General features: G+C 73.0%; 21 protein-coding genes and 1 pseudogene. 5 read left to right on the top strand and 17 right to left on the bottom strand.

Annotated elements, in window-relative coordinates; genetic code table 11:
- Positions 1-116: 116 nt before the first annotated feature.
- From AB0I49_RS23165 to mltG, 8 genes and pseudogenes are all read right to left on the bottom strand, one after another.
- Positions 117-395: pseudogene (locus AB0I49_RS23165) on the bottom strand (aminopeptidase P family N-terminal domain-containing protein); the annotation flags it as partial.
- Between the two features lie 75 nt (positions 396-470).
- Entirely contained in the window at positions 471-1373 is a 903-nt protein-coding gene (locus AB0I49_RS23160) for an AAA family ATPase (protein ID WP_363228925.1), read from the bottom strand.
- Between the two features lie 137 nt (positions 1374-1510).
- Entirely contained in the window at positions 1511-1969 is a 459-nt protein-coding gene (gene aroQ / locus AB0I49_RS23155; protein ID WP_363228924.1) for a type II 3-dehydroquinate dehydratase, read from the bottom strand.
- 5 nt (positions 1970-1974) lie between these two features.
- On the bottom strand, positions 1975-3066 hold the full coding sequence (gene aroB / locus AB0I49_RS23150; protein WP_363228923.1) for a 3-dehydroquinate synthase: 1092 nt from the start codon (positions 3064-3066) through the stop codon (positions 1975-1977).
- 51 nt (positions 3067-3117) lie between these two features.
- Complete coding sequence (locus AB0I49_RS23145; protein WP_363228922.1) at positions 3118-3642, bottom strand: shikimate kinase; 525 nt, start codon at positions 3640-3642, stop codon at positions 3118-3120.
- Positions 3639-4823, bottom strand: a complete 1185-nt coding sequence (gene aroC / locus AB0I49_RS23140; RefSeq protein ID WP_363228921.1) for a chorismate synthase — start codon at positions 4821-4823, stop codon at positions 3639-3641. The genes AB0I49_RS23145 and aroC overlap by 4 nt, the downstream gene beginning before the upstream one ends.
- A 160-nt stretch (positions 4824-4983) precedes the next feature.
- Positions 4984-5856, bottom strand: a complete 873-nt coding sequence (locus tag AB0I49_RS23135) for a shikimate dehydrogenase (RefSeq protein WP_363228920.1) — start codon at positions 5854-5856, stop codon at positions 4984-4986.
- Positions 5856-7115 (bottom strand): endolytic transglycosylase MltG, encoded by a 1260-nt coding sequence (mltG, locus tag AB0I49_RS23130; RefSeq protein ID WP_363228919.1) that lies wholly within the window; start codon positions 7113-7115, stop codon positions 5856-5858. Before mltG ends, AB0I49_RS23135 begins: the two co-directional genes overlap by 1 nt.
- An 87-nt stretch (positions 7116-7202) precedes the next feature.
- On the opposite strand from mltG, the gene AB0I49_RS23125 reads away from it, so the two are divergent.
- Complete coding sequence (locus AB0I49_RS23125; protein ID WP_363228918.1) at positions 7203-7640, top strand: hypothetical protein; 438 nt, start codon at positions 7203-7205, stop codon at positions 7638-7640.
- Between the two features lie 288 nt (positions 7641-7928).
- Here AB0I49_RS23125 and ruvX read toward each other — a convergent pair whose 3' ends face one another.
- Genes ruvX through AB0I49_RS23105 form a run of 4 tightly spaced genes read right to left on the bottom strand, consistent with a single transcriptional unit; the run spans position 7929 to position 11842 of the window.
- Positions 7929-8393, bottom strand: a complete 465-nt coding sequence (ruvX, locus tag AB0I49_RS23120) for a Holliday junction resolvase RuvX (protein ID WP_363228917.1) — start codon at positions 8391-8393, stop codon at positions 7929-7931.
- 4 nt (positions 8394-8397) lie between these two features.
- Positions 8398-11067 carry an alanine--tRNA ligase gene (alaS, locus tag AB0I49_RS23115; protein WP_363228916.1) on the bottom strand — a complete coding sequence of 890 codons (2670 nt, stop codon included), beginning with the start codon at positions 11065-11067 and terminating at the stop codon, positions 8398-8400.
- A complete protein-coding gene (locus AB0I49_RS23110; protein WP_363228915.1) occupies positions 11067-11396 on the bottom strand; it encodes a DUF6167 family protein in 330 nt (109 codons plus the stop codon). The genes alaS and AB0I49_RS23110 overlap by 1 nt, the downstream gene beginning before the upstream one ends.
- An 8-nt stretch (positions 11397-11404) precedes the next feature.
- Positions 11405-11842, bottom strand: coding sequence for a DUF948 domain-containing protein (locus tag AB0I49_RS23105; RefSeq protein WP_078643340.1), 438 nt, complete (start codon positions 11840-11842; stop codon positions 11405-11407).
- Positions 11843-11991: 149 nt separating this feature from the next.
- On the opposite strand from AB0I49_RS23105, the gene AB0I49_RS23100 reads away from it, so the two are divergent.
- Positions 11992-14202, top strand: coding sequence for an AAA family ATPase (locus AB0I49_RS23100; RefSeq protein WP_363228914.1), 2211 nt, complete (start codon positions 11992-11994; stop codon positions 14200-14202).
- Positions 14203-14250: 48 nt separating this feature from the next.
- On the opposite strand, the gene rpsD is transcribed toward AB0I49_RS23100, so the two are convergent.
- Entirely contained in the window at positions 14251-14862 is a 612-nt protein-coding gene (gene rpsD / locus AB0I49_RS23095) for a 30S ribosomal protein S4 (protein WP_363129709.1), read from the bottom strand.
- 55 nt (positions 14863-14917) lie between these two features.
- On the opposite strand from rpsD, the gene AB0I49_RS23090 reads away from it, so the two are divergent.
- On the top strand, positions 14918-15799 hold the full coding sequence (locus AB0I49_RS23090) for a DUF2470 domain-containing protein (RefSeq protein WP_363228913.1): 882 nt from the start codon (positions 14918-14920) through the stop codon (positions 15797-15799).
- Positions 15800-15917: 118 nt separating this feature from the next.
- Here the strand turns inward: AB0I49_RS23090 and AB0I49_RS23085 are convergent, their stop codons facing one another.
- Genes AB0I49_RS23085 through AB0I49_RS23070 form a run of 4 tightly spaced genes read right to left on the bottom strand, consistent with a single transcriptional unit; the run spans position 15918 to position 20046 of the window.
- The gene (locus AB0I49_RS23085) at positions 15918-17297 is read right to left on the bottom strand and encodes a replication-associated recombination protein A (protein ID WP_363228912.1); all 1380 of its coding nucleotides are present in this window, start codon (positions 17295-17297) and stop codon (positions 15918-15920) included.
- Positions 17298-17352: 55 nt separating this feature from the next.
- Positions 17353-18006, bottom strand: a complete 654-nt coding sequence (locus AB0I49_RS23080; protein WP_363228910.1) for a vitamin K epoxide reductase family protein — start codon at positions 18004-18006, stop codon at positions 17353-17355.
- A gap of 59 nt (positions 18007-18065) precedes the next feature.
- On the bottom strand, positions 18066-19325 hold the full coding sequence (hisS, locus tag AB0I49_RS23075; protein ID WP_363228909.1) for a histidine--tRNA ligase: 1260 nt from the start codon (positions 19323-19325) through the stop codon (positions 18066-18068).
- Between the two features lie 10 nt (positions 19326-19335).
- Entirely contained in the window at positions 19336-20046 is a 711-nt protein-coding gene (locus AB0I49_RS23070) for an MBL fold metallo-hydrolase (protein WP_363228908.1), read from the bottom strand.
- Between the two features lie 150 nt (positions 20047-20196).
- Here AB0I49_RS23070 and AB0I49_RS23065 point away from each other — a divergent pair, with 150 nt between their 5' ends.
- A complete protein-coding gene (locus tag AB0I49_RS23065; RefSeq protein ID WP_363228907.1) occupies positions 20197-21024 on the top strand; it encodes a peptidylprolyl isomerase in 828 nt (275 codons plus the stop codon).
- Positions 21025-21265: 241 nt separating this feature from the next.
- Positions 21266-22495 (top strand): DUF349 domain-containing protein, encoded by a 1230-nt coding sequence (locus AB0I49_RS23060; RefSeq protein WP_363228906.1) that lies wholly within the window; start codon positions 21266-21268, stop codon positions 22493-22495.
- Positions 22496-22556: the final 61 nt, after the last annotated feature.

The raw sequence follows: 22556 nt of genomic DNA, 5'->3' as shown, positions 1-22556 counted from the left end.
AATCCCTCGACGTCACGGCCCTCACCGCCATCAAGCCCCGCTGGTGCGGCACCCCCCCCCCCCCCCCCCCCCCCCACCCCCCCCCCCCCCCCCCCCCCCCCGGGGGGGGGGGCGGGGGCGGCGACGGCCGGGTCCGCGTCCGGGGCGGGCAGCACGGCGACCCGCAGCCCCTCGGCGGGCCGGCCGGCGGGCCGCGGGTCCCCGAAGGGGTCCTGGGGGCACATCAGGAGGTCGTGGTCGGCGCCGGGCGGGCCGAGGAGGAGGACCGCCCCGGCCGGCGCGCCGCCGGCCAGGTAGCGGACGTTGGCGGGACGGGACACCAGGGCGGACTCGCTGCCGGCGGCGGCGCACCGGTCGCGCAGACGGGTGCGTCGGGCCTCGTACACCTCGGACATGCGCCGAGCCTACGATCACCGGCCCGAGGCGGCCGGTTCAGCGCGTCCGACCGGGCGGCGGGCCGCCGCCGGGGGCTACCAGCTGGGCGGGGAGGCGAGCGAGCGGGCCACCACGTCGTCCAGGAGGCGGGCGGTGGTCGCCACGTCCTGCTGGGTGTTGTCGATGATCGGCAGCCCGGAGCCGTACCAGCCGGCCATCCGGCCGTGGATGCGGGCGACCTCCTCGTCGCCGAGGCGGCGATTGCCGGACCGGGCGGCGTTCCGCTCCAGAACGACCTCCAGGCCGGGCAGCAGGACGACGGGCAGCAGGCCGGGGCCGACGTGGCGCTTCCAGCCGCCGAGGCCGACGACGGGGCGGTCCGGGAAGACGGCGTCGTCCAGGATGCAGGAGATGCCGTTGGCGAGGAAGTTGCGGGCGGCGAAGCCGCAGGTGCGGCGGGCGAGCCGGTACTGGGCCTCGGAGTGGTCGTTCCATCCGGACTGCGGGTCGGCGAAGCCCGAGCGCACCCATTCGCGGACGTCGTCGAGGCTGATGTGGGCGGTGGGCACCCGCCGGGTGTCCGCCCAGTGGCGCGCCACGGTGGTCTTGCCCGCCCCGGCCGGGCCGATCAGCAGCACCGCCACGGCGGCGTGCGCGGCGTCCGCCGCGGCTGTGCCGGGTCCGCCGCCGGGCACCGGCACCGGCGCGCCGGGCGGGAGCCGGACCTGGCCGCCCGGCTCCGTCGGCGGCTGGCGGCCCTCCCAGCCGGGCGCGGTCCGGGGCGCGGGGGCCGGGGCGGCCGGAGGTATGGGCGCGGCGGAAGGCGCGGGCGGCGGTACGGGCGCGGCCGGGTGCGCGGGCGGCGGTACGGGCGCGCCGGAGCCCGCCGCGACCGGGCCGGGCGGCGGCGCGGCGGGGTGAGCCGCCTGGCCGTGCCCGCCCGCACCGGTTCCCTGCCCGGGGGCCGGGGGCTGCGGAGCTCCCACTGCGTACTGCATTTCGGTGGCACTCCGTCTCGTGCGGGCGTCTGGCGCCGTGTCAAGCGGCCGCGAGGCCGGGCCGGTACCGGAGGGTACCCGCCCCGGCCGCCGGAGTGTGAACGGCCCAGCGGCCCGCGGCGTGCCCGCGCACGGCGTCAGCCTGCGAGTTCGTCCGCGAGGGCGCGCAGCGCGAGGCGGTAGGAGCCGATGCCGAAGCCCGCGACGGTGCCGCTGGCCACGGCCGCGATGACGGAGTTGTGCCGGAACTCCTCGCGGGCGTGCGGGTTGGAGATGTGCACCTCGATCAGGGGCGCGGTGCGCTGCGCCGCCGCGTCGCGCATTCCGTACGAATAGTGGGTGAACGCACCGGGGTTGATGACCACCGGAAGGCGGCCGTCCGCGGCCTCGTGCAGCCAGCGGATCAGCTCCCCCTCGTCGTTGGTCTCGCGGACGTCCACCTCGAAGCCGAGCTCCGCGCCGAGCGCGGTGCACGTCTCGACGAGCCCGGCGTAGGAGGTCGCGCCGTAGACGTCGGGCTCGCGGGAGCCGAGGCGGCCGAGGTTGGGGCCGTTGAGGACCAGTACGCGGCGCGGGGCCGCACTGTTGTCCGCCATCTCCATCACGCCGCGATCTCGGCGTGTGCGGCCAGCAGCATCGCCGGGTCCGGGCCCTCCAGCACCGTCGGTTTGGCCAGCCCGTCGAGGACGATGAAGCGCAGCAGGTCGCCGCGGGACTTCTTGTCGACCTTCATGGTGTCCAGCAGCTTGGGCCACTGGTCGCCGCGGTAGGTGACCGGCAGCCCGACCGACTCCAGGACCGCGCGGTGCCGGTCGGCGGTGGCGTCGTCCAGCCGCCCGGCGATCCGGCCGAGTTCGGCGGCGAAGACCATGCCGACGGAGACGGCCGCGCCGTGCCGCCAGTTGTAGCGCTCGTTCTTCTCGATCGCGTGGGCGAGGGTGTGCCCGTAGTTGAGGATCTCGCGCAGCCCGGACTCCTTGAGGTCCGAGGAGACCACTTCGGCCTTGACGCGGATGGAGCGCTCCACGAGCTCGGCGGTGTGCGGACCGCCGGGGCTGCGGGCGGCCTCCGGGTCCGCCTCGATCAGGTCGAGGATGGCCGGGTCGGCGATGAAGCCCGCCTTGATGATCTCGGCGAGGCCGCTGACGTAGTCGTGCACGGGCAGCGAGTCCAGCGCGGCCAGGTCGCACAGCACCCCGGCCGGCGGGTGGAAGGCGCCGACGAGGTTCTTGCCCTCGGCGGTGTTGATCCCGGTCTTGCCGCCGACCGCCGCGTCGACCATGCCGAGCACGGTGGTGGGCACCGCGATCCAGCGCACCCCGCGCAGCCAGGTCGCGGCGACGAAGCCGGCGACGTCGGTGGTGGCGCCGCCGCCGACGCCGACGATCGCGTCGGTGCGGGTGAAGTTGGTCTGGCCGAGCGCCTTCCAGCAGTACGCCGCGACCTCGACGGTCTTGGCCTCCTCGGCGTTCGGGAGCTGGATGGCGATGGCCTCGTACCCCTGGGCGGCCAGGTCCTCGCGGAGCACCGCACCGGTCTCGGCGAGCGCCTCGGGGTGCAGGATCGCGACGCGCTTGGCCGCGGGGCCGATCAGCGCGGGCAGTTCGCCCAGCAGCTGCCGGCCGACCAGGACCTCGTACGGGGCGCTGCCCGCGCTGCCGGCGACCTGGATACGGGTGGGTGCCTCGGTCATACGTTCCTCACTGCGTGCTGCCTCGTGCCCGCGGCCGTGTGCGGTCGCGGGTCAGTCCTTGGGAGCAATTCGGAGCTCCAGGGCGTCGAGGACCGCCTCGGCGACGTCCTCGGGGGTGCGGCCGTCGGTGGTGACGACCGCGCGGGCGACCTCGGTGTAGAGCGGGCGGCGCGCCTCCATCAGCTCGCGCCAGCGCTGCCGCGGGTTGACGGCGAGCAGCGGGCGCGGGGCGTCGAGCCCCACCCGGCGTACGGCGTCGGCGAGGGAGACGTCGAGGAAGACGACCGGCAGCCCGGCGAGCAGCGCGCGGGTGCCCGCGTCCATGATCGCGCCGCCGCCGAGGGAGAGCACCCCGGCGTGGCCGGCGACGGCGTCCCGTACGGCCTGCCGCTCCAGCTCGCGGAAGTGCGGCTCGCCCTCGTCGATGAAGATCTCGGAGATCGGCTTGCCGGCGGCCCGCTCGATGTCGGCGTCGGTGTCCCGGTATGCGGTGCCGAGCCGTTCGGCGAGGAGCGCGCCGGCGGTGGACTTGCCCGCTCCCGGCGGACCCACGATGACGACGGCGGGCGGCGTCACTTGATGGCCAGCCCGTCGAGGAAGCCCTGGACGTTGCGCCGGGTCTCCGGCACGCTGTCGCCGCCGAACTTCTCCGTGACCGCGTCCGCCAGCACCAGCGCGACCATCGCCTCGGCGACGATGCCGGCGGCGGGCACCGCGCACACGTCGGAGCGCTGGTGGTGGGCCTGGGTCGCCTCGCCGGTGACGACGTCCACGGTGGCCAGGGCGCGCGGCACGGTCGCGATGGGCTTCATGGCGGCCCGTACGCGCAGCAGCTCGCCGGTGCTCAGGCCGCCCTCGGTGCCGCCGGAGCGGCCGGAGGTGCGGCGGAGGCCCTCGTCGGTGGAGACGATCTCGTCGTGCGCCTTGGAGCCGGGGACTCGCGCCAGGTCGAAGCCGTCGCCGAGCTCGACGCCCTTGATCGCCTGAATGCCCATCAGGGCGCCGGCGAGGCGCGAGTCGAGGCGGCGGTCCCAGTGGACGTGGCTGCCGAGGCCGACGGGCACGCCGTAGGCGAGCACCTCGACGACGCCGCCGAGGGTGTCGCCGTCCTTGTGGGCCTGGTCGATCTCGGCGACCATCGCCTCGCTCGCGGCCTCGTCCAGGCAGCGCACCGGGTCGGCGTCGAGCCGCTCGACGTCGGAGGGCTTGGGCAGGACGCCGTACGGGGCCTTGGCCGCGGCCAGCTCCACGACGTGCGAGACGATCTCGATGCCGGCCGTCTCCTTGAGGAAGGAGCGGGCCACCGCGCCGAGCGCGACGCGGGCGGCGGTCTCGCGGGCGGAGGCGCGCTCCAGGATCGGGCGGGCCTCGTCGAAGCCGTACTTCTGCATGCCGGCGAGGTCCGCGTGGCCGGGGCGGGGCCGGGTCAGCGGCGCGTTGCGGGCCAGCGCGGCGAGCTCTTCGGGGTCCACCGGGTCGGCCGCCATGACCTGTTCCCACTTGGGCCACTCGGTGTTGCCGACCATGACCGCGACGGGCGAGCCGAGGGTCAGGCCGTGCCGGACGCCGCCGAGGAAGGTCACCTCGTCGCGCTCGAACTTCATGCGCGCGCCGCGGCCGTAGCCCAGCCGCCGCCGCGCCAGGGCGTCCGCCACCATGTCCGTGGTGATCGGCACGCCGGCCGGAAGGCCCTCCAGCGTCGCCACCAGTGCGGGGCCGTGCGACTCCCCCGCCGTCAGCCAGCGCAACCTGCTCAACGGTGCTCCTCTTGCTCGCGCCTTGGACCTGAGTCGGCGCGGCCCGGTGCGCGGCCCTGACCCGCCGCCCCCGATCCTCCCATGGTTCACGGCGCGGCCCGGACGCCGGTCCGGGACGTGGACCAGACGCCGGTCCAGGACGTGGACCGGCGAGGAGCGCTCAGGCCGTACGGGCGGCCAGCGCCGCCTCGCCCGCGGCGCGCATCGCGGCCAGCGGTCCGGGCGAGCGGCCGGTCATCTGCTCGACCTGGAGGACGGCCTGGTGGATGAGGAGGTCCAGGCCGCCGATCACGGCGCCGCCGCGGTCCGCCCAGGCGGCGGCGAGCGGCGTCGGCCACGGCTCGTACAGCACGTCGAAGAGGGTGCCCGCGCCGTCCGGGACGGCGCCCGCGAGGGCGTCGGCGGTGCCGGCCGGAGTGGTCGCCACGACAAGCGGCGCGGTGAGGGCCGCCGCGGCGTCCGTCCAGTCGGCGGTGCGCACCGGCGCCCCGAGCCGCTCGCCCCACTCGCGCATCTCGGCGGCGCGGGCCGCGCTGCGCACGTACACGGTGACCTCGCCCGAGCAGATCCGGGCGAGCGCGGCCAACGCGGCGGAGGCGGTGGCTCCGGCGCCCAGGACGGCGGCGCTCTCCACCCGCTCGACGCCGCGTTCGCGCAGCGCGGCGACCATGCCGGGGATGTCGGTGTTGTCGCCGAGGAGCCGGCCGTCGGCGGTGCGGACGACGGTGTTGACGGCCTCGACGGCGGCCGCGGTGTCGCTGACCTCGTCCAGCAGCGGCAGGACCGCGCGCTTGAGCGGCATGGTCAGGGACAGCCCGGCCCAGGAGGCGTCGAGGGATGCGACGAACGCGGGGAGATCCGCCTCGGTCACGTCGAAGCTGTCGTACGCCCAGCCGTCGAGTCCGAGCTCCGCGTACGCGGCGCGGTGCAGCGCCGGGGAGAGCGAGTGGGCGATCGGCGAGCCCAGCACGGCCGCCCGACGGCCGTGCGCCCCTTCGCGATCGTTCCGGTCTCGGTTCCGCTGGTCCGTCATCACGTGCCGTTCTTGTGCTTCTGGTTCGCGTTGAACTCCTGCACGAGCTTGTCGTGCTCGGCCAGGGTCTTGGCGAACTTGGTGACCTTGCCGTCCGTGGCGACGAAGTAGTACCAGTCCCCGGGCTCCGGGTCCATCGCCGCTTCGACGGCGTCGCTGCCCGGGTTGCTGATCGGGCCGGGCGGCAGCCCCTTGATGTAGTACGTGTTGTACGGGTGGTGGAAGGCCCGGAGCTGCGCGGGGCTCAGGTTGATCTTGCTCTGGTTCGTCGCGTAGTTGTACGTCGAGTCGAATTCGAGCTTGCCGTTGGTCTCGCTGTTGGTGGGCTTGAGGCGGTTGTAGACGACGCGCGACATCTTGCGGAAGTCGTCGTGCGTCATGCCCTCCGCCTGCACGAGGCTGGCCACCGTGATGACCTGGAGCGGCGACTTGAGCCCCAGCTCCTTGGCCTTGCCCTCCAGGTCGTACTTGGCGTACCGGCTCTTGGCGCGGCTGACCATCTCGCGCAGCACGTCCGCGGGCTTGGTGCCCTTGCTGACGCTGTACTGCGAGGGGAAGAGGAAGCCCTCCAGCGGGTCCTTCAGATCCGGCTCGTCGCCGGCCCAGTCGGGCAGCCCGAGGTTCTTGGCCTCGTTCTTGGCGACGTCCTTGGTCGTCCCCTCCTTGAGGCCGAGCTTCTTGTCGATCGCGGCGTAGACCTGCACGCTGCGCCTGCCCTCGGGGATCGTGAGGGAGTTGCGGGTCTTGGGGTCCGTCATCAGCGCGACGGCCGCCGCGCCCGACATGCCCTTGCGCAGGGTGTAGGCGCCGCCCTGGATGGTCTTGCCCTTGGGGTTCTTGGCGACGGCCTCGGTGAAGGCGCCGACGCTCTTGACGACGCCCTGCGCCTTGAGGACCCGGCCCATCTCGATCCCGCTGGCGCCCGCCGGGATGTCGACCTGGACCTCGCCGGAGCCCTCCCCGGAGAAGTCGGGCGCGGCCCCGTAGCGGCTCTGCCAGAACTGGTAGGCGAAGTAGCCGCCCCCGCCGACGCCGCCGACCAGCACCACGACGACGACCATGCAGGCCATGCCGGAGCGGCGCTTGGTCTTCTTGCCGCGCCGGTCCCCGGAGTCCTTGTCGGCCTTCCCGGCCTCGTCGTCGTCCCGGTCGCCGTCGCCGCGGCCCGAGAAGAAGGGGTGCTCCTCGGGGCCGTCCGGCTCCGCGTCCCACTCCTCGGCCTGCTCGGGGACCTGCGGCTGGGCCTGGGTCCGCTCCAACGGGTTCTCCGGCCGGTCCTGCTGATCGCCCTGCCCGCGCTGGGCCTGCTGGTCCCCGGGGGCCTGCTGCGGCCCAGGCGCCTGTTGATGCCCGGGCGCCTGCTGGGGGGCGTGCTGCTCCTCGCCCGGCTGCTGCGGGTGCTGCGGGTGCTGTGGCTGTGGCTGCTGCTGCGGCTGCTGCTGCGCGTACGGGTCCTGGGCGCCGTAGTAGTCCGGGTTCCCGCCGCCGTAGGGGTCGACGGGCCGGCCGTACGGATCCTGGTAGTTCATCCCGTACTGGGCGGGGCCTCCCTGCAGGGGGTCCCAGCCGTACTGCTGCGGCTGGTCCGCGAACTGCTGGACCTCGTACGGCTGATTCTGGTAGTGCTGGTTCTGGTACTGCTGATCCTGCTGCTGGCCGTAGTCGGGAAACTGCTGGCCCTGGTACGGCTGACCGGGGTACGGCTGCTGCTGATCGGGGTACTGCTGCTGTCCGTACTGCTGGGGGTGTTGCTGCGCGTACTGCTGGTACTGCGGGTGCTGTGACTGGTCCGCGTACTGCTGCGGATGACCGCCGTAAGGGTCCTGCTGACCGCCGTACGGCCCCTGGGCGCCGTTCGGCTGATGCCCGCCGTAACCCTGGTCCCCGTAGAGGGGGTCCTCGGGATGCCACGGTTGGGGCTCAGGACCCCGGCCATACTCAGTCATCGATCCCCTAGAGCCGCGTGTCGGCGACCGGACCGTGCTCCATGGAGCTCGCGGCCGGCCGCCTGGTTCCTTCACGGCCGGCGTTCGAACGGCTGCCGTTTCGCGCGGAACGTTACCGTACCTCCATCAGTCGTCCACTTCGACGGCCTCCCCGGGCGGCTCCCCCGAGGTCCGTTCGGTCTCCAGCGCGTTCTGCAGGATGATCACCGCGGCCGCCTGGTCGACGACGGAGCGGCCCTTCTTCGCGTTGACCCCGGAGGCGCGCAGTCCCTGCGCGGCCGTGACCGTGGTCATCCGTTCGTCCACCAGCCGGACCGGCACCGGGGCGACGCGTACCGCCAGCTCCCGCGCGAAGGCCCGTACCTTGGCCGCGGCCGGCCCCTCCCCGCCCTTCAGGGAGCGGGGCAGGCCGGCGATGACCTCGATCGGCTCGTATTCGCCCACGATGGCCGCGAGCCGCCGGTACGCGGCCGGGAGGTCGCGCCCCGGCACGGTCTCCACGGGCGTGGCCAGGACCCCGTCGGGGTCGCACGAGGCGACCCCGATCCGGGCGTCCCCGACGTCGACGGCGATGCGTCTGCCGCGTCGCACGGCGCTAGGCCGCTTCGGCGACGAGGCGTTCGACGGCGGCGATGGCCTCGTCGACCGCTTCGGGGTTCTGGCCGCCGCCCTGGGCGACGTCCGGCTTGCCGCCGCCGCCCCCGCCGAGCGTCTTGGCGGCCGTACGGACCAGGTCGCCGGCCTTGAGGCCGCGGTCGCGGGCGGCGTCGTTGGTGGCGATGACGGTCAGCGGCCGGCCGTTCGCGACGGTGAACAGGGCCACGACGGCCGCCCGGCCGCCCTGGATGCGGCCGCGCACGTCGAGGACGAGCTTGCGCAGGTCGTCCGCGGAGGTGCCGTCGGGCACGCGGCCGGCGGCCAGCGCCACCCCGCGTACGTCCTTGGCGCCCTCGGCCAGCCCGGCGGCGGCCTGGAGGACCTTCTCGGCGCGGTACCGCTCGATCTCCTTCTCGGCGTCCTTGAGCTTGGCGAGCATGCCGGAGATCTTCTCCGGCAGCTCCTCCGGCCGCCCCTTGACCAGGTCGGTCAGCTGGGCGACGACGGTGTGCTCCTTGGCCAGGAAGTTGTAGGCGTCCGCGCCGACCAGCGCCTCGACGCGGCGCACGCCGGAGCCGATGGAGGACTCGCCGAGCAGCTTGACCAGGCCGAGCTGGGCGGTGTTGTGGACGTGGGTGCCGCCGCACAGCTCCTTGGAGAAGTCGCCGATGGTCACCACCCGCACCCGCTCGCCGTACTTCTCGCCGAACTCGGCGATGGCGCCCTGCTTCTTGGCGTCGTCGATGCTCATGACCTCGGCCTGGACGTCGAGTTCGCGGGAGAGCACGTCGTTGATGCGCTGCTCGACGTCGGTGAGGACCGTGCCGGGCACGGCGTTGGGCGAGCCGAAGTCGAAGCGGAAGCGGCCGGGCGAGTTCTCGGAGCCGGCCTGGGCGGCGGTCGGGCCGAGCGCGTCGCGCAGCGCCTGGTGGGTCAGGTGGGTGGCGCTGTGGGCGCGTGCGATGGCGCGGCGGCGCTTGACGTCGATGGCGGCGTGCGCGGCGGTGCCGACCACGACCTCGCCGACCTGGACGACGCCCTTGTGGACGTGGACGCCGGGCACCGGCTTCTGGACGTCGCGGACCTCGATCACGGCGCCGGTCTCCAGCCGGATGCGGCCGGTGTCGGCGAGCTGGCCGCCGCCCTCGGCGTAGAACGGGGAGCGGTCGAGGATGACCTCGACCTCGTCGCCCTCGGCGGCGGCGGGCGAGGGCACGCCGTCGACGAGCAGGCCGACGACGGTCGACTCGTTCTCGGTGAGGGTGTAGCCGGTGAAGTCGGTCGCGCCCGAGTTGTCGGCGATCTCGCGGTACGCGGAGAGGTCGGCGTGGCCGGTCTTCTTGGCCTTGGCGTCGGCCTTGGCCCGCTCCCGCTGCTCCTTCATCAGGCGGCGGAAGCCGTCCTCGTCCACGGACAGGCCCTGTTCGGCGGCCATCTCCAGGGTGAGGTCGATGGGGAAGCCCCACGTGTCGTGGAGCAGGAACGCTTTTTCGCCGGCCAGCACCCGGCCGCCGGCAGCCTTGGTCTCGGTGACGGCGGTGTCGAGGATGTTGGTGCCGCCCTTGAGCGCCTTGAGGAAGGCGGCCTCTTCGGCGAGGGCCACGGTCTCGATGCGCTTACGGTCCGTCAGGAGCTCGGGGTACTGCTGACCCATCGTCTTGAGGACGGTGTCCACCAGCTCCGCGACGACCGGCTCGGTGGCGCCGAGGAGGCGCATGTTGCGGATGGCGCGGCGCATGATGCGGCGCAGCACATAGCCGCGGCCCTCGTTGCCGGGGGTGACGCCGTCGCCGATGAGCATGACGGACGTACGGAGGTGGTCGGCGACCACGCGCAGCGAGACGTCCGAGGCCGCGTCGGCGCCGTAGGCCACGCCGGTCAGGTCGGTGGCCTTGTCCATGACGACGCGCAGGGTGTCGGTCTCGTACATGTTCCGGACGCCCTGGAGGATCATCGCGAGGCGTTCGAGGCCGAGGCCGGTGTCGATGTTCTGGCTGGGGAGGTCCCCGAGGATCGGGAAGTCCTCCTTGCCGTCGCCCGCACCGCGCTCGTACTGCATGAAGACCAGGTTCCAGATCTCCACGTAGCGCTCGTCGTTGACGGCCGGGCCGCCCTCGACGCCGAACTCGGGGCCGCGGTCGTAGTTGATCTCGGAGCAGGGGCCGCAGGGTCCGGGGACGCCCATGGACCAGTAGTTCTCCGACTTGCCGAGGCGCTGGATGCGCTCGGCGGGGACGCCCACGACCTCGCGCCAGATCCGCTCGGCCTCGTCGTCGTCGAGGTAGACGGTGATCCAGAGCTTCTCGGGGTCCAGGCCGTAGCCGCCGTCCGCCACGGAGCTGGTCAGCAGCTCCCAGGCGAACGTGATGGCGCCTTCCTTGAAGTAGTCCCCGAAGGAGAAGTTGCCGCACATCTGGAAGAAGGTGCCGTGCCGGGTGGTCTTGCCGACCTCTTCGATGTCCGGGGTGCGGACGCACTTCTGGACGCTGGTGGCGCGCTGCCAGGGGGCCTTGACCTCGCCGAGGAAGTACGGCTTGAAGGGGACCATGCCCGCGGGGACCAGGAGCAGCGTCGGGTCGTCCGCGATCAGCGACGCCGACGGCACGACATGGTGCCCACGCTCCTCGAAGAAGCGCAGCCAGCGGCGGCGGATTTCAGCCGACTCCATCAGTGGTCCTCATTCCGGTTGTACGGGTACTTCGTCTGCTGCGGGTCGAGGGCGGCGAACTCGCGCTGCGCGGGCAGCGCCTGCCGCTCGGGGCCGCCCGCCGGCGCGGTCAGGCCGAGCGCGTCCTTGAGGGCCGCTTCCCGGTCCGCCATGCCGTCGCGCACGTCGAGGGCGAAGAGCTTGACCTTCCGGCCCGCGATGACGGCGCGGTCGGCGGCCTGCATGGCCAGGCTCTCCGGGGTGAGCTGGTTCAGCTTGCGGTTGACCTTGGTGGTGGCCCAGACGCCGGCGGCGACACCGGTCGTGAACCAGAAGGTGCGGCGGAACATTCCTCGGGTCAGCCCTTCCCACGGGTGCGGCGGCTGCCGCGCCGGGCGGACGGCAGGCTCTTTCCGATGACGACGGTGCGCTCGGGCGCGGGCGCCGCGGCCGGCTTGCGGCCGATGGCGCGGCGGACGCCGTAGCCGAACGCGGCGACCTTGACCAGGGGTCCGCCGAAGGCGGAGGAGACGGTCGAGGAGAGCGCGGAGGCGTTCGCGGTGACTTCCTGGACGTCCGCCGCGATCGAGTCGACGCGGGCGAGCTGGCTGTTGGCGGACCGTACGGTCGCGGACGCCTCGGAGAGCAGCGGCACGGCCTGCTCGGAGACGTCCGAGACGAGCTTGGTGGTCGCCTTCAGGGTCTGCGCGAGCCTCACCAGCACCAGGGCGATGAAGGACACGAGGATCGCCCAGAAGACGGCCACGAGGATCCCGGCCACCTCTCCACCGGACACGTTGCACCGCTCCCTGCTGGTCGTAAACGTCGGGTACCGACCTTATCGCGCCGGGGCGAAGGGCCCGTACCGCATTGCCGCCCGGCGTCAACGGCCGCCGCGGAACGGGTGTTTACGGTCCGCTTACTTATGAGTACGCTACGTGTCTCATGCGACGCTCTCCGCGCCCCGGGCTCTTCTCCGGCTCCAGTTCCGCGCCCCCCGGCAGGCCGGGCAATCTGCCCGCGGAGCTCAATCGTTTCATCGGGCGGGACGGTGAGCTGGCCGCGCTGGCGCGGCAGTTGGACGACGCCGACGCGCGGCTGGTGACCGTGACCGGCGTCGGCGGCGTCGGCAAGACGCGCTTCGCGACGCACGCCGCGGCGCGAGTGCAGGATCGCTTCTGCGACGGTGTGTGGCTGGTCGAGCTGTCCGCCGTGCACGACCCGGCGCTGGTGGACCACACGGTCGCGGAGGCCCTGGGAATCCCCGACGCCACGGACCGCGCGCCGCGCGCCGCACTCGCCGGCCATCTCGCCGACCGTCAGCTGCTGCTGGTGCTCGACGGCTGCGAGCAGTTCGTCGAGGAGTGCGCGGCGCTCGCCCGCGAACTGCTGCGGCGCGCGCCGGGGCTGCGGGTGCTGGCGGCGGGCCGGCGGCCGCTGGACGTCGCGGGCGAGCGGCGCTTCCCGCTGGGGCCGATGCCGGAGCCCGCCGCGGTCGCGCTGTTCGAGGACCGGGCGGCGGCCGTCGTCCCCGGCTTCGCGACCCGGCCGGGCACCGCGGCCCGCGCCACCGTCGCCGAGCTGTGCCGCCGGCTCGACGGCATTCCGCTCGCGCTGGAGCTGGCGGCCGGCCGGCTCGGCGCGCTCTCCGTGGAGCAGGTGCTGCACCGCCTGGACGACCGCTTCGAGCTGCTGACCGGCGGGGCCCGCGGCGAGCTGCCGCGCCACCAGGCGCTGCGTACGGCCATCGGCTGGAGCCATGAGCTGTGCACGCCCCGCGAGCGGCTGCTGTGGGCGCGGCTCACGGTCTTCGCGGCCCATTTCGACCTGGAGGCGGCCGAATACATCTGCTCGGGGCCGGATCTGCCGGAGCACGAGGTGCTCGACGTGCTGACCGGGCTGGTGGCGCAGTCCGTGCTCAGCCGGGAGGAGCACCCGACGGGGGTCCGCTACCGGCTGCTGGACACCGTGCGGATGTACGGCGCGGGGTGGCTGGATTCGCTCGGCGACGCGGAGCGGATGCGCCGCCGGCACCGCGACTGGTTCATGGGGCTGGCGACGTGGTGCGAGCTGGAGTGGTTCAGCCCGCGGCAGGCGGAGGTCGCCGCGCGGATCGACGTGGAGCTGCCGAATCTGCGGGCGGCCCTGGAGTGCGGCCTGACGCAGGAGGACGCCCATCTCGGCCAGTATCTGGCGGGCACGCTGTGGTTCTTCTGGGTCGGCTGCGGCCGGCTGACGGAGGGGCGGCTCTGGCTGGACCGCGCGCTGGAGCTGGACACCGGCCATGACGAGGCGCGGCTGAAGGCGCTGTGGGTGGCGGGCTATGTCGCGCTGCTCCAGGGCGACACGGTCGCGGCCCTCGGGGCGCTCCAGGAGTGCGGCGACGAGGCGGAGCGTACGGGCAGCGAGTCGGCCGGCGCGTACGCGCTGCACCGCATGGGGTGTCTCGCGCTGGTCTCCGACGACATGGCGCGCGCCGAGGAGCTGCTGCGGGCGGCGCTGGCGCGCTACCGCGAGATCGGCGAGCTGAACAGCAATGTGCTGATGGGCCAGGTGGAGCTGGCAATGGCGGTCGCCTTCCAGGGCGATGTCGCGGGCGCGGTGGACCTGTGCCAGGAGGTCCGGGAGATCTGCGAGGACCACGGCGAGCGGTGGACCCTGGCGTACGCGCTGTACGTGCTGGGGTTCGCCGCCTGGACCCGCGGCGAGCCGGCGCGGGCGCGGGCGTTCCTGGAGGAGTGCCTGGTCATCGACCACGCCTTCCACGACCTGGTGGGCACGGTGCTGGCGGTCGAGCTGCTGGCGCTGCTCACCGCGGAGGGCGGCGACCCTGCGGAGGCCGCGGTGCTGCAGGGGGCGGCGGGGCGGATCTGGCGGTCGGTGGGGCTGCCGCTGTTCGGCTCGCGGTTCTTCAACGCGCCGCACGCGCTGTGCGAGGAGGCGGTGCGGGGGCGGATCGGCGCGGAGCGGTACGCGCGGCTGGTGCGCGAGGGGGCGGCGATGGAGGAGGGCGCGGCGGTGGCGCGGGCGCTGCGCGGCTGCCGGGCGCGGCCGGCGGCGGTGCCGGGCGCGCGGAGCGCGGTGGAGGCGAGGCCCGCGCCCACGCAGCAGCCCGCCGCCTCCCCCTCCGCGAGCGGCGGGGAGACGGCGGGCTGAGGAGCCGGTGTCGGGACACCGGCTCCGGGAGTGCTGCGGACCGCTGGATCAGCGGGCGTAGTACTCGACGACGAGCTGCTCGTCGCAGATCACCGGGATCTCCTTGCGGTTGGGGTCCCGGTCCAGGCGGAAGGCCAGCGCCGGCAGGTTGACCTGCAGGTAGCGCGGGGTCTCGCCGTCGGTGTCGTAGCCGCCTTCGCGCGCGACCTGGAAGGGGTGCTTCTCGCGGCTGCGCTCGCGGACCATCACGACGTCGTCGGGACGGACGCGGAAGGAGGGCTTGTCGACCTTGCGGCCGTTGACCTCGATGTGGCCGTGGACCACCATCTGGCGGGCCTGGTAGATCGTGCGGGCGATTCCCGACCGCAGGACGAGCGCGTCCAGACGGCGCTCAAGCTCGACGATCAGGGCCTCGCCCGTCTTGCCTTCGACCTTCCGAGCGCGGTCGTAGGCACGGGCCATCTGACGCTCGCTGATGTCGTACTGCGCGCGCAGACGCTGCTTCTCGAGCAGACGGACCTTGTAGTCGCTGTTCTGCTTGCGACCGCGGCCGTGCTCGCCGGGCGGGTAGGGACGGGCCTCGAAGTACTTGACGGCCTTGGGCGTCAGCGCGATGCCGAGCGCGCGCGACTTCTTGACCTTGGGACGCGACTGGTTCACGTGGAACGGACCTCCATGTAAGTTAGGTTAGGCTTACCTTAGCGGAGGAGATCGCATGTTTCGACCTGGGAGCCCCCTGCCCAGCACCGACAGCACCGAGTCGAGTCAGCCGCGCCCCGTGGAAGACGCCCAGCGGCCCGATGCCGCCGAGCGCGTACGAACCCTCGCCGAATCCAACGCTACGGCCTCTCTCTCGATTCCGGGAATCGAGGAGGGCCCGGAGCCCACTCTCGGGTCCCCCGCGGCGCGAACCGTCACCCCCGAGGGTGACGTGCTACTGCTGCTTCCTGGCGACTCTCCGGCGGCCCGAGCCGCCGCGCACGCCCAGGACGACGACCTCGCCGCCGTGATGGAGATCACCGACGTGGCCCCCGTCTCCGTGCCGCACCGCATCCGCGGGCGCGCCTGGATCGCGGGCTGGCTCACGCCCGTACGCGGCGAGCAGCGGGCCGGGTACGCGATGCTCCTCGCCGAGCGCCACCCGGTCGGCGAGCTGCTCGGCATCGGCGAGGCGCTCCAGCCGGACCCCGTGCCGGGGCAGTACGGCCGGCCGGCCTGGATGCTGCTGCGCCTGGAGGTCGGCGAGGCGTGCGTGGACGACCTGTGGGGCGCGCAGAACGTCGAGCCCGAGGAGTTCGCCGCGGCCGTCGCCGACCCGCTGGTGGCCCACGAGGCGGACCTGCTCCAGCATCTGCACTCCGCCCACGGCGACCAGGTGCGCGCGCTGTGCGGACTGCTCGGCGAGCGCGCCGCCGGACTCTGCGGCACGCGCGACCGCGCCGTGCCGGTGGCCCTGGACCGCTTCGGGCTCCGGGTGCGCTTCACCGACCCGGCGGACCGCTCCTTCGACGCGCGGTTCGACTTCCCGGAACCGGTCCGGGACATCGCCGAACTGCGGCGCGCCATGCACACGCTCTTCGACGCCGCGGCCGGGTAAACCGGGTAAAAGGCGACACGGCCGAAGCGGAAGCAGGGGCCATGGCCGCGCACGACGCGACCCGGCCCGGCGGACGGCCCGCGGGCGGCCGCAGCCGCCCCAGCTGCCCCAGCCGCCCTTAGGACGCTCCGTCCCCGGCCGACGGCGGCTGCTCCCCGCGCAGCCGCGCGCGGACCCGCTCCACCACATCCGCGTACCGGGCCTCGGCGCCGTAGCGCGTCGGCTCGTAATAGCGCTTGCCGTGCACCGCGTCCGGCGCGTACTGCTGGGCGGCGATCCCGCCCGGAAGGTCGTGCGGGTAGAGATAGCCCTGCCCGTGGCCGAGCTTCTGAGCCCCCTTGTAGTGCCCGTCGCGCAGATGCGGCGGCACGGGGCCGGCCAGCCCGGCCCGTACGTCCGTGAGCGCCGCGTCGATCGCCAGATAGGCCGCGTTGGACTTGGGCGCGAGGGCGAGCGCGACGGTCGCCTGGCCGAGGATGATCCGGGCCTCGGGGAAGCCGATCAGGGCGACGGCCTGCGCGGCGGCGACGGTGGTCTGCAAGGCGCCGGGGTCCGCGAGGCCCACGTCCTCGCTGGCCGAGATCATCAGCCGCCGTGCGATGAACCGCGGGTCCTCCCCCGCCTCGATCATGCGCGCCAGATAGTGCAGCGCCGCGTCCACGTCCGAGCCGCGGATGGACTTGATCAGCGCGCTGGCGACGTCGTAGTGCTGGTCGCCGTCGCGGTCGTACTTCACCGCCGCCTGGTTGACGGCGTCCGACAGGGTCTCCAGCGTGATCTCGCCCTCGCCGTTGGCGATGGCCGAGCCCGCGCCCGCCTCCAGCGCGGTCAGCGCCCGGCGCGCGTCGCCGCCCGCGATGCGCAGCAGGTGCGCCTCGGAGTCGGCGGGCAGCGCGACGGCGCCGCCCAGCCCCCGCTCGTCCGCGAGCGCCCGGTGCAGCAGGCCGCGCAGGTCGTCGTCGGTCAGCGGCTCCAGGGTCAGCAGCAGCGACCGGGAGAGCAGCGGGGAGATGATCGAGAAGTAGGGGTTCTCGGTGGTGGCCGCGACGAGGGTCACCCAGCGGTTCTCGACGGCGGGCAGCAGCGAGTCCTGCTGGGCCTTGCTGAAGCGGTGGATCTCGTCGAGGAAGAGCACGGTCTCCTTGCCGTACCCCCCGGAGGCGCGGCGCGCGCCGTCGATGACGGCCCGCACCTCCTTGACGCCCGCGGTGATCGCGGACAGCTCCACGAACCGCTTGTTGGTGGCCTGGCTGACGACGTAGGCGAGCGTCGTCTTGCCGATGCCGGGCGGGCCCCAGAGGATCACCGAGGACGGCCCGGCCGGGCCGCCGCTCCCCTCGCCGACCAGGCGGCGCAGCGGCGAGCCCGGCTTCAGGAGATGCTGCTGGCCCACGACTTCGTCGAGGGTGCGCGGGCGCATCCGGACGGCCAGCGGACTGCTGGAGGGCTCCCTCTCCTGGCGGTCCTCGGCGGCGGCGGTGAACAGGTCTGGTTCCACACCGAAACCCTATGCCACCCCGCTGACAACGCCGTCATACGGCGTTGACCTGCGATCAGGCGCTGCCGCCGGTCCAGAACGACCACCAGCGGGTGAGGATCAGCATGCCGATCACGCCGACCCAGAGCACCGGGACGACCCAGTGGAACTCCAGCAGGCCGCGGCGCAGCCCGGCCGGGAGCGGGATGAAGCCGTGCCGGATGTTGTTCAGGGTGACGTACCAGAACATGAAGATCGTGGCGACCCAGGCCAGGCAGCACCACAGGCAGAGCGAGCCGATGACGTACAGCGACTGGTACTGGAGCCAGGTCACGAAGCCGACGCCGAAGAGGCAGCCGGCCTCGAAACCGAGCCAGTACCAGCGGCGGTAGCGGGCGCCGGCCAGCAGCCCCAGCCCGATCGAGATCACGATGCCGTACGCGACCAGGCCCAGCATCGGGTTGGAGAACCCGAACGCCTTGGCCTGCGCGCTCTCCATGATGTTGCCGCAGGAGACGATGGGGTTGAGGCTGCAGCCGGGGGTGAACGTCCGGCCGTCGACCTTGGCTTCGAGGATCTTGGTCTTGTCCAGCGTAATGACCCAGGCGGCCAGCAGCCCCATGGCGCCGGTGATCACGAGCGTGAGGGCGAACGCGCGGCTGCCGCCCACGGCGCCCGTGCCCGCCTCCTCCTCGTCCGCTTCCGTGCGGTCAAGTGCCTCAGTCGTCATAGCGCCGTTCGTCCCGTCAGTCGGTCGTGGGCCGCCCATTCTGCCCCAGCCTCGGGCAATCAGCCCCGCTTGGCCAGCAGTTCACTCACAACGGTTTCGAACGCGACCGGCGCCTGTTCGCCGCTCTCCAGGTCCTTGACCTGTACGACGCCCTCGGCGAGGTCCCGTTCGCCCGCCACCACGGCGTACCGGGCGCCGGAACGGTTCGCCGACTTCATGGCGTTCTTCAGGCCCTTGCCGCCGTAGGCGAAGTCCGCGGCGACCCCGGCCCGGCGCAACTCGGTGACCACCCCGAAGAGCGCCCGCCGGGCCTCCTCGCCGAGCGGCACCGCGAAGACCTCGGTGGCCGCGGGCAGTTCGAGCTCGACGCCCTCCGCCTGCAGCGCCAGGACCGTGCGGTCCACGCCGAGCGCCCAGCCGACCGACGGCAGCTCCGGCCCGCCGATCATCTCGGAGAGGCCGTCGTAGCGGCCGCCGCCGCCGACCGCGGACTGCGAGCCGAGGCCGTCGTGGACGAATTCGAACGTGGTGCGGGTGTAGTAGTCCAGCCCGCGCACCAGCTTCTCGTCGTCCTCGAAGGCCACGCCCGCCGCCGTCAGCAGCTCGCGCACCTGCTCGTGGTACTCCTTGCACGCCTCGCACAGGTGGTCGCGGAGCATCGGCGCGCCCACGAGCTGCTGCTGCACCGCGTCGCGCTTGTCGTCGAGGACCCGCAGCGGGTTGATGTCGATGCGGCGGCGGGTCTCGTCGTCGAGGTCGAGGCCGCGCAGGAAGTCCTGGAGGGCCGCGCGGTAGGCCGGGCGGCACTCCTTGTCGCCCAGCGAGTTGAGCAGGATGCGGAAGTTCCGCAGCCCGAGCGAGCGGTACGCGTCATCGGCCAGGATGATCAGCTCGGCGTCGAGCGCCGGGTCCTCGGCGCCCAGCGCCTCCGCGCCGACCTGCGAGAAGTGGCGGTAGCGCCCCTTCTGCGGCCGCTCGTAGCGGTAGTACGAGCCGGAGTACCAGAGCTTCACGGGCAGGCCGCCGCGGTGCAGGTTGGCCTCCAGCGCCGCGCGCAGCACGGACGCGGTGCCCTCGGGGCGCAGCGCCAGTTCGCTGCCGCCCTTCGTGGTGAGGGTGTACATCTCCTTGGTCACGATGTCGGTGGACTCGCCGACGCCGCGCGAGAAGAGCTCGACGCTCTCGAAGCCGGGCGTTTCGATATAGCCGTAGCCGGAGCGCTTGAGCGGCGCGGAGATCGCCTCGCGGACCGCGAGGAACGCCGCGGAGTCCGGCGGGATCAGGTCGTACGTGCCCTTGGGGGCCTTGAAGGTGCTCACGGGAGAAGCTTCACATTCCTCGTCGTGGAGCCGGGGTGTCGGCTCCGAGGCCGGCGGCCACGTCCCGCAGGAACGGGTTGGCGGCGCGCTCGCGGCCGATGGTCGTCTGGGGGCCGTGGCCGGACAGCACCACGGTCGAGTCGTCGAGCGGCAGGCACACACGGGCCAGCGACTCAAGCATCTCGGCGTGGTCGCCGCCGGGCAGGTCGGTGCGTCCGATGGAGCCGGCGAACAGGAAGTCGCCCGCGAAGAACACCGACGGCACGTCGGCGGTCTCGGGCGTCCTGAAGGTCACCGACCCCTTGGTATGGCCCGGCGCGTGCACGACGGAGAACTCCAGCCCGGCGAGGCGCAGCGTCGCGCCGTCCGTCAGCTCCTCGACGTCGTCCGGCTCCCCCATGGTCAGCTCGCCCATGAGCGGCTGCCCGATGGAGCGGCCGAGCGCCTTCTCCGGGTCGCTCAGCATGTAGCGGTCCGCGGGGTGGATCCAGGCCGGGACGTCATGGGCGCCGCAGACGGGGACGACCGAGGCGACGTGGTCGATGTGCCCGTGCGTGAGGACGACGGCCACGGGCTTGAGCCGATGCTTGGCGAGCGTCTCCTCGACCCCGGGGGCCGCCTGGTGGCCCGGATCGATGATCACGCACTCCTCGCCGGCGGCGGGGGCGACCAGATAGCAATTGGTCCCCCAGGCCCCGGCGGGGAACCCGGCAATGAGCACGTTCGTCCTTAAATCGTCCGGAGGCAGATCACGAGGGAAGATCTCGGCTGCCCAAAGCCTACCGGCGGCACTCCTGCCGCCGCGAACCCATATACCGTACGGCCAGGCTCAGGTCATGGCTGGTACGCGACGGCAGGAGGAGATGGCCCGGTGGTCAACAACGAGCAGCGGCGGCGGCAGCTCGCCCGGGAGAAGTTCGAGCGGCAGCAGCAGCGACGCGAGGCGGCCCGGCGCAAGGCGCGCCGCCGCAATGTGGTGATCGCCTCGGGCCTCGCCGTGGTGCTGGCGGCGGGCGTCGCCGCGTACGCCTCGACGTCACTGACGGACGACTCCAGTTCCGATAAATCCGACAACGCCGAAAAGGCCGCCGCCACCGGCTCCCCCAGCGCCGCCGCCGACCCCTGCACGGCGAAGCCCGCGCCGGGTTCGCCCGCCACGGCGACGTGGAAGAAGGAGCCGGACATGTCCATCGACGCGTCCGCCTCGTACACGATGAAGCTCGACACGACCTGCGGCTCCATCGGGCTGAAGCTCGACGCGAAGGACGCCCCGCACACGGTCAACTCCTTCAAGTTCCTCGCGGACAAGGGGTTCTTCGACCACACCAAGTGCCACCGGCTGACCACGAGCGGTATCTACGTGCTCCAGTGCGGCGACCCGAAGGGCACCGGCAGCGGCGGCCCCGGCTACACGCTGCCGGACGAGAACCTCAAGTCCCCCTCGCTCAAGGGCAACGTCTATCCGGCCGGGACGGTGGCGATGGCCAACACCGGCAAGGCGCACACCGGCGGCAGCCAGTTCTTCCTCGTCTACCAGAACAGCCAGTTGCCGCCCCAGTACACCCCGTTCGGGACGATCGACGCCGACGGCATGAAGGTCCTCAAGAAGATCGCCGCCGCGGGCGAGAGTTCCGGCCAGGGAGACGGCGCCCCGAACGCCTCGGTGGTGATCGACAAGGCGACGGTGACCAGCTCCTGACCCCCGCCCGACTGCCCGTACCGCGAAATTTCGGTCGCGCGAGCTACGGACAGCCGGGCCGCCGGTCGCCTATGTTGGCCTTGTGCAGGGTGCCTGCTCCGACGGCCGTCACCCTGCGAGGCGCATACGAGAGCCGGCAACTTCAAGCCGTCGGACCGGTCAGGGCGCTGCCCGGCCGGAAGAAACTGTGGACGATGCCCGCGGGCCGCACGCCCGCCCGGCATCATGTGGAGGAGGCGCTGTGAGCAGCGACCCATGGGGCCGCGTCGACGAGACGGGGACCGTGTACGTGCGTACCGCCGACGGCGAGCAGGTCGTCGGGTCATGGCAGGCGGGAACCCCCGAGGAGGCTCTCGCTTACTTCGAGCGCAAGTACGAGGGCCTGGTCGTCGAGATCGGCCTCCTCGAACGCCGGGTGCGGACCACGGACCTGTCGGCGAAGGACGCGACGACCGCCATCGACCATCTGCGCACGCAGCTCGACGAGCACCACGTCGTCGGCGACCTGGACGCGCTGCGCCAGCGGCTCGACAAGCTCGTCGCCGACGTCGACGCGCGGCGCGAGGAGCGCAAGGCCGCCAAGGCCCGCCAGTCCGACGAGGCGCGCGGCGCCAAGGAGGCGCTGGTCGCCGAGGCCGAGGAGCTGGCCGAGAGCGAGCAGTGGCGGTCGGCGGGCGAGCGGCTGCGGGCCCTGGTCGACACCTGGAAGGGGCTGCCGCGCCTCGACCGCAAGACGGACGACGAGCTGTGGCACCGTTTCTCGCACGCCCGCTCGGCGTTCTCGAAGCGACGCAAGGCGCACTTCGCCTCGCTGGACGCGCAGCGCGAGGAGGCCCGCAAGGCGAAGGAGAAGCTGGTCTCGGAGGCCGAGTCGCTCTCCCACTCCACCGACTGGGGCCCGACGGCCGCCCGGTACCGCGAGCTGATGGCGGACTGGAAGGCGGCGGGGCGCGCCCAGCGGGAGGCCGAGGACGACCTGTGGAACCGCTTCCGCGGGGCGCAGGACATCTTCTTCCACGCCCGCAGCGAGGTGTTCGCGGAGCGCGACGCCGAGCAGCAGGGCAACCTCACGCGCAAGGAGGAGCTGGTCACCGAGGCCGAGAAGCTCCTGCCGGTCTCGGACCTGAAGTCCGCCCGCGCCGCCTTCCGCTCGATCAACGAGCGCTGGGAGGCCATCGGCCATGTGCCGCGGGACGCCCGGCCCAAGATCGAGGGCCGGATGCACGCGGTGGAGCGCGCCATCCAGGAGGCCGAGTCCACGGAGTGGCGTCGTACGAACCCCGAGGCGCGGGCCCGCGCGGCGGGGCTCACCGGCCAGTTGCAGGCGGCCGTGGACAAGCTCCAGGACCAGATCGACAAGGCGCGCGCGGCGGGCAACACCGCCAAGGCCGACAAGCTCGCGAAGGAGCTCGACGGCCGTCAGGCGCTGCTGGACCAGGCCCTCAAGGGCCTTGAGGAGTTCGGCGGCTGACGTCCGGCACCGGCTCGTGGAGCGGCCCGGCGGGATCTCCCGCCGGGCCTTCGCCGTTCTC

It is taken from the genome of Streptomyces sp. NPDC050617, from assembly GCF_040654795.1.
Lineage (GTDB): Bacteria > Actinomycetota > Actinomycetes > Streptomycetales > Streptomycetaceae > Streptomyces.
Note: the sequence above shows the minus strand (reverse complement) of the source record. Positions and strands in the feature narration are given on the sequence as shown.

Bases quoted from the DNA above. Each gene is read 5' to 3' on its own strand.
- AB0I49_RS23160 (WP_363228925.1), bottom strand. From the start codon at position 1,373: ATGCAGTACGCAGTGGGAGCTCCGCAGCCCCCGGCCCCCGGGCAGGGA.
- aroQ (WP_363228924.1), bottom strand. From the start codon at position 1,969: ATGGCGGACAACAGTGCGGCCCCGCGCCGCGTACTGGTCCTCAACGGC.
- aroB (WP_363228923.1), bottom strand. From the start codon at position 3,066: ATGACCGAGGCACCCACCCGTATCCAGGTCGCCGGCAGCGCGGGCAGC.
- AB0I49_RS23135 (WP_363228920.1), bottom strand. From the start codon at position 5,856: ATGACGGACCAGCGGAACCGAGACCGGAACGATCGCGAAGGGGCGCAC.
- AB0I49_RS23125 (WP_363228918.1), top strand. From the start codon at position 7,203: ATGCCCGGGCGCCTGCTGGGGGGCGTGCTGCTCCTCGCCCGGCTGCTG.
- alaS (WP_363228916.1), bottom strand. From the start codon at position 11,067: ATGGAGTCGGCTGAAATCCGCCGCCGCTGGCTGCGCTTCTTCGAGGAG.
- AB0I49_RS23110 (WP_363228915.1), bottom strand. From the start codon at position 11,396: ATGTTCCGCCGCACCTTCTGGTTCACGACCGGTGTCGCCGCCGGCGTC.
- AB0I49_RS23100 (WP_363228914.1), top strand. From the start codon at position 11,992: ATGCGACGCTCTCCGCGCCCCGGGCTCTTCTCCGGCTCCAGTTCCGCG.
- AB0I49_RS23090 (WP_363228913.1), top strand. From the start codon at position 14,918: ATGTTTCGACCTGGGAGCCCCCTGCCCAGCACCGACAGCACCGAGTCG.
- AB0I49_RS23080 (WP_363228910.1), bottom strand. From the start codon at position 18,006: ATGACGACTGAGGCACTTGACCGCACGGAAGCGGACGAGGAGGAGGCG.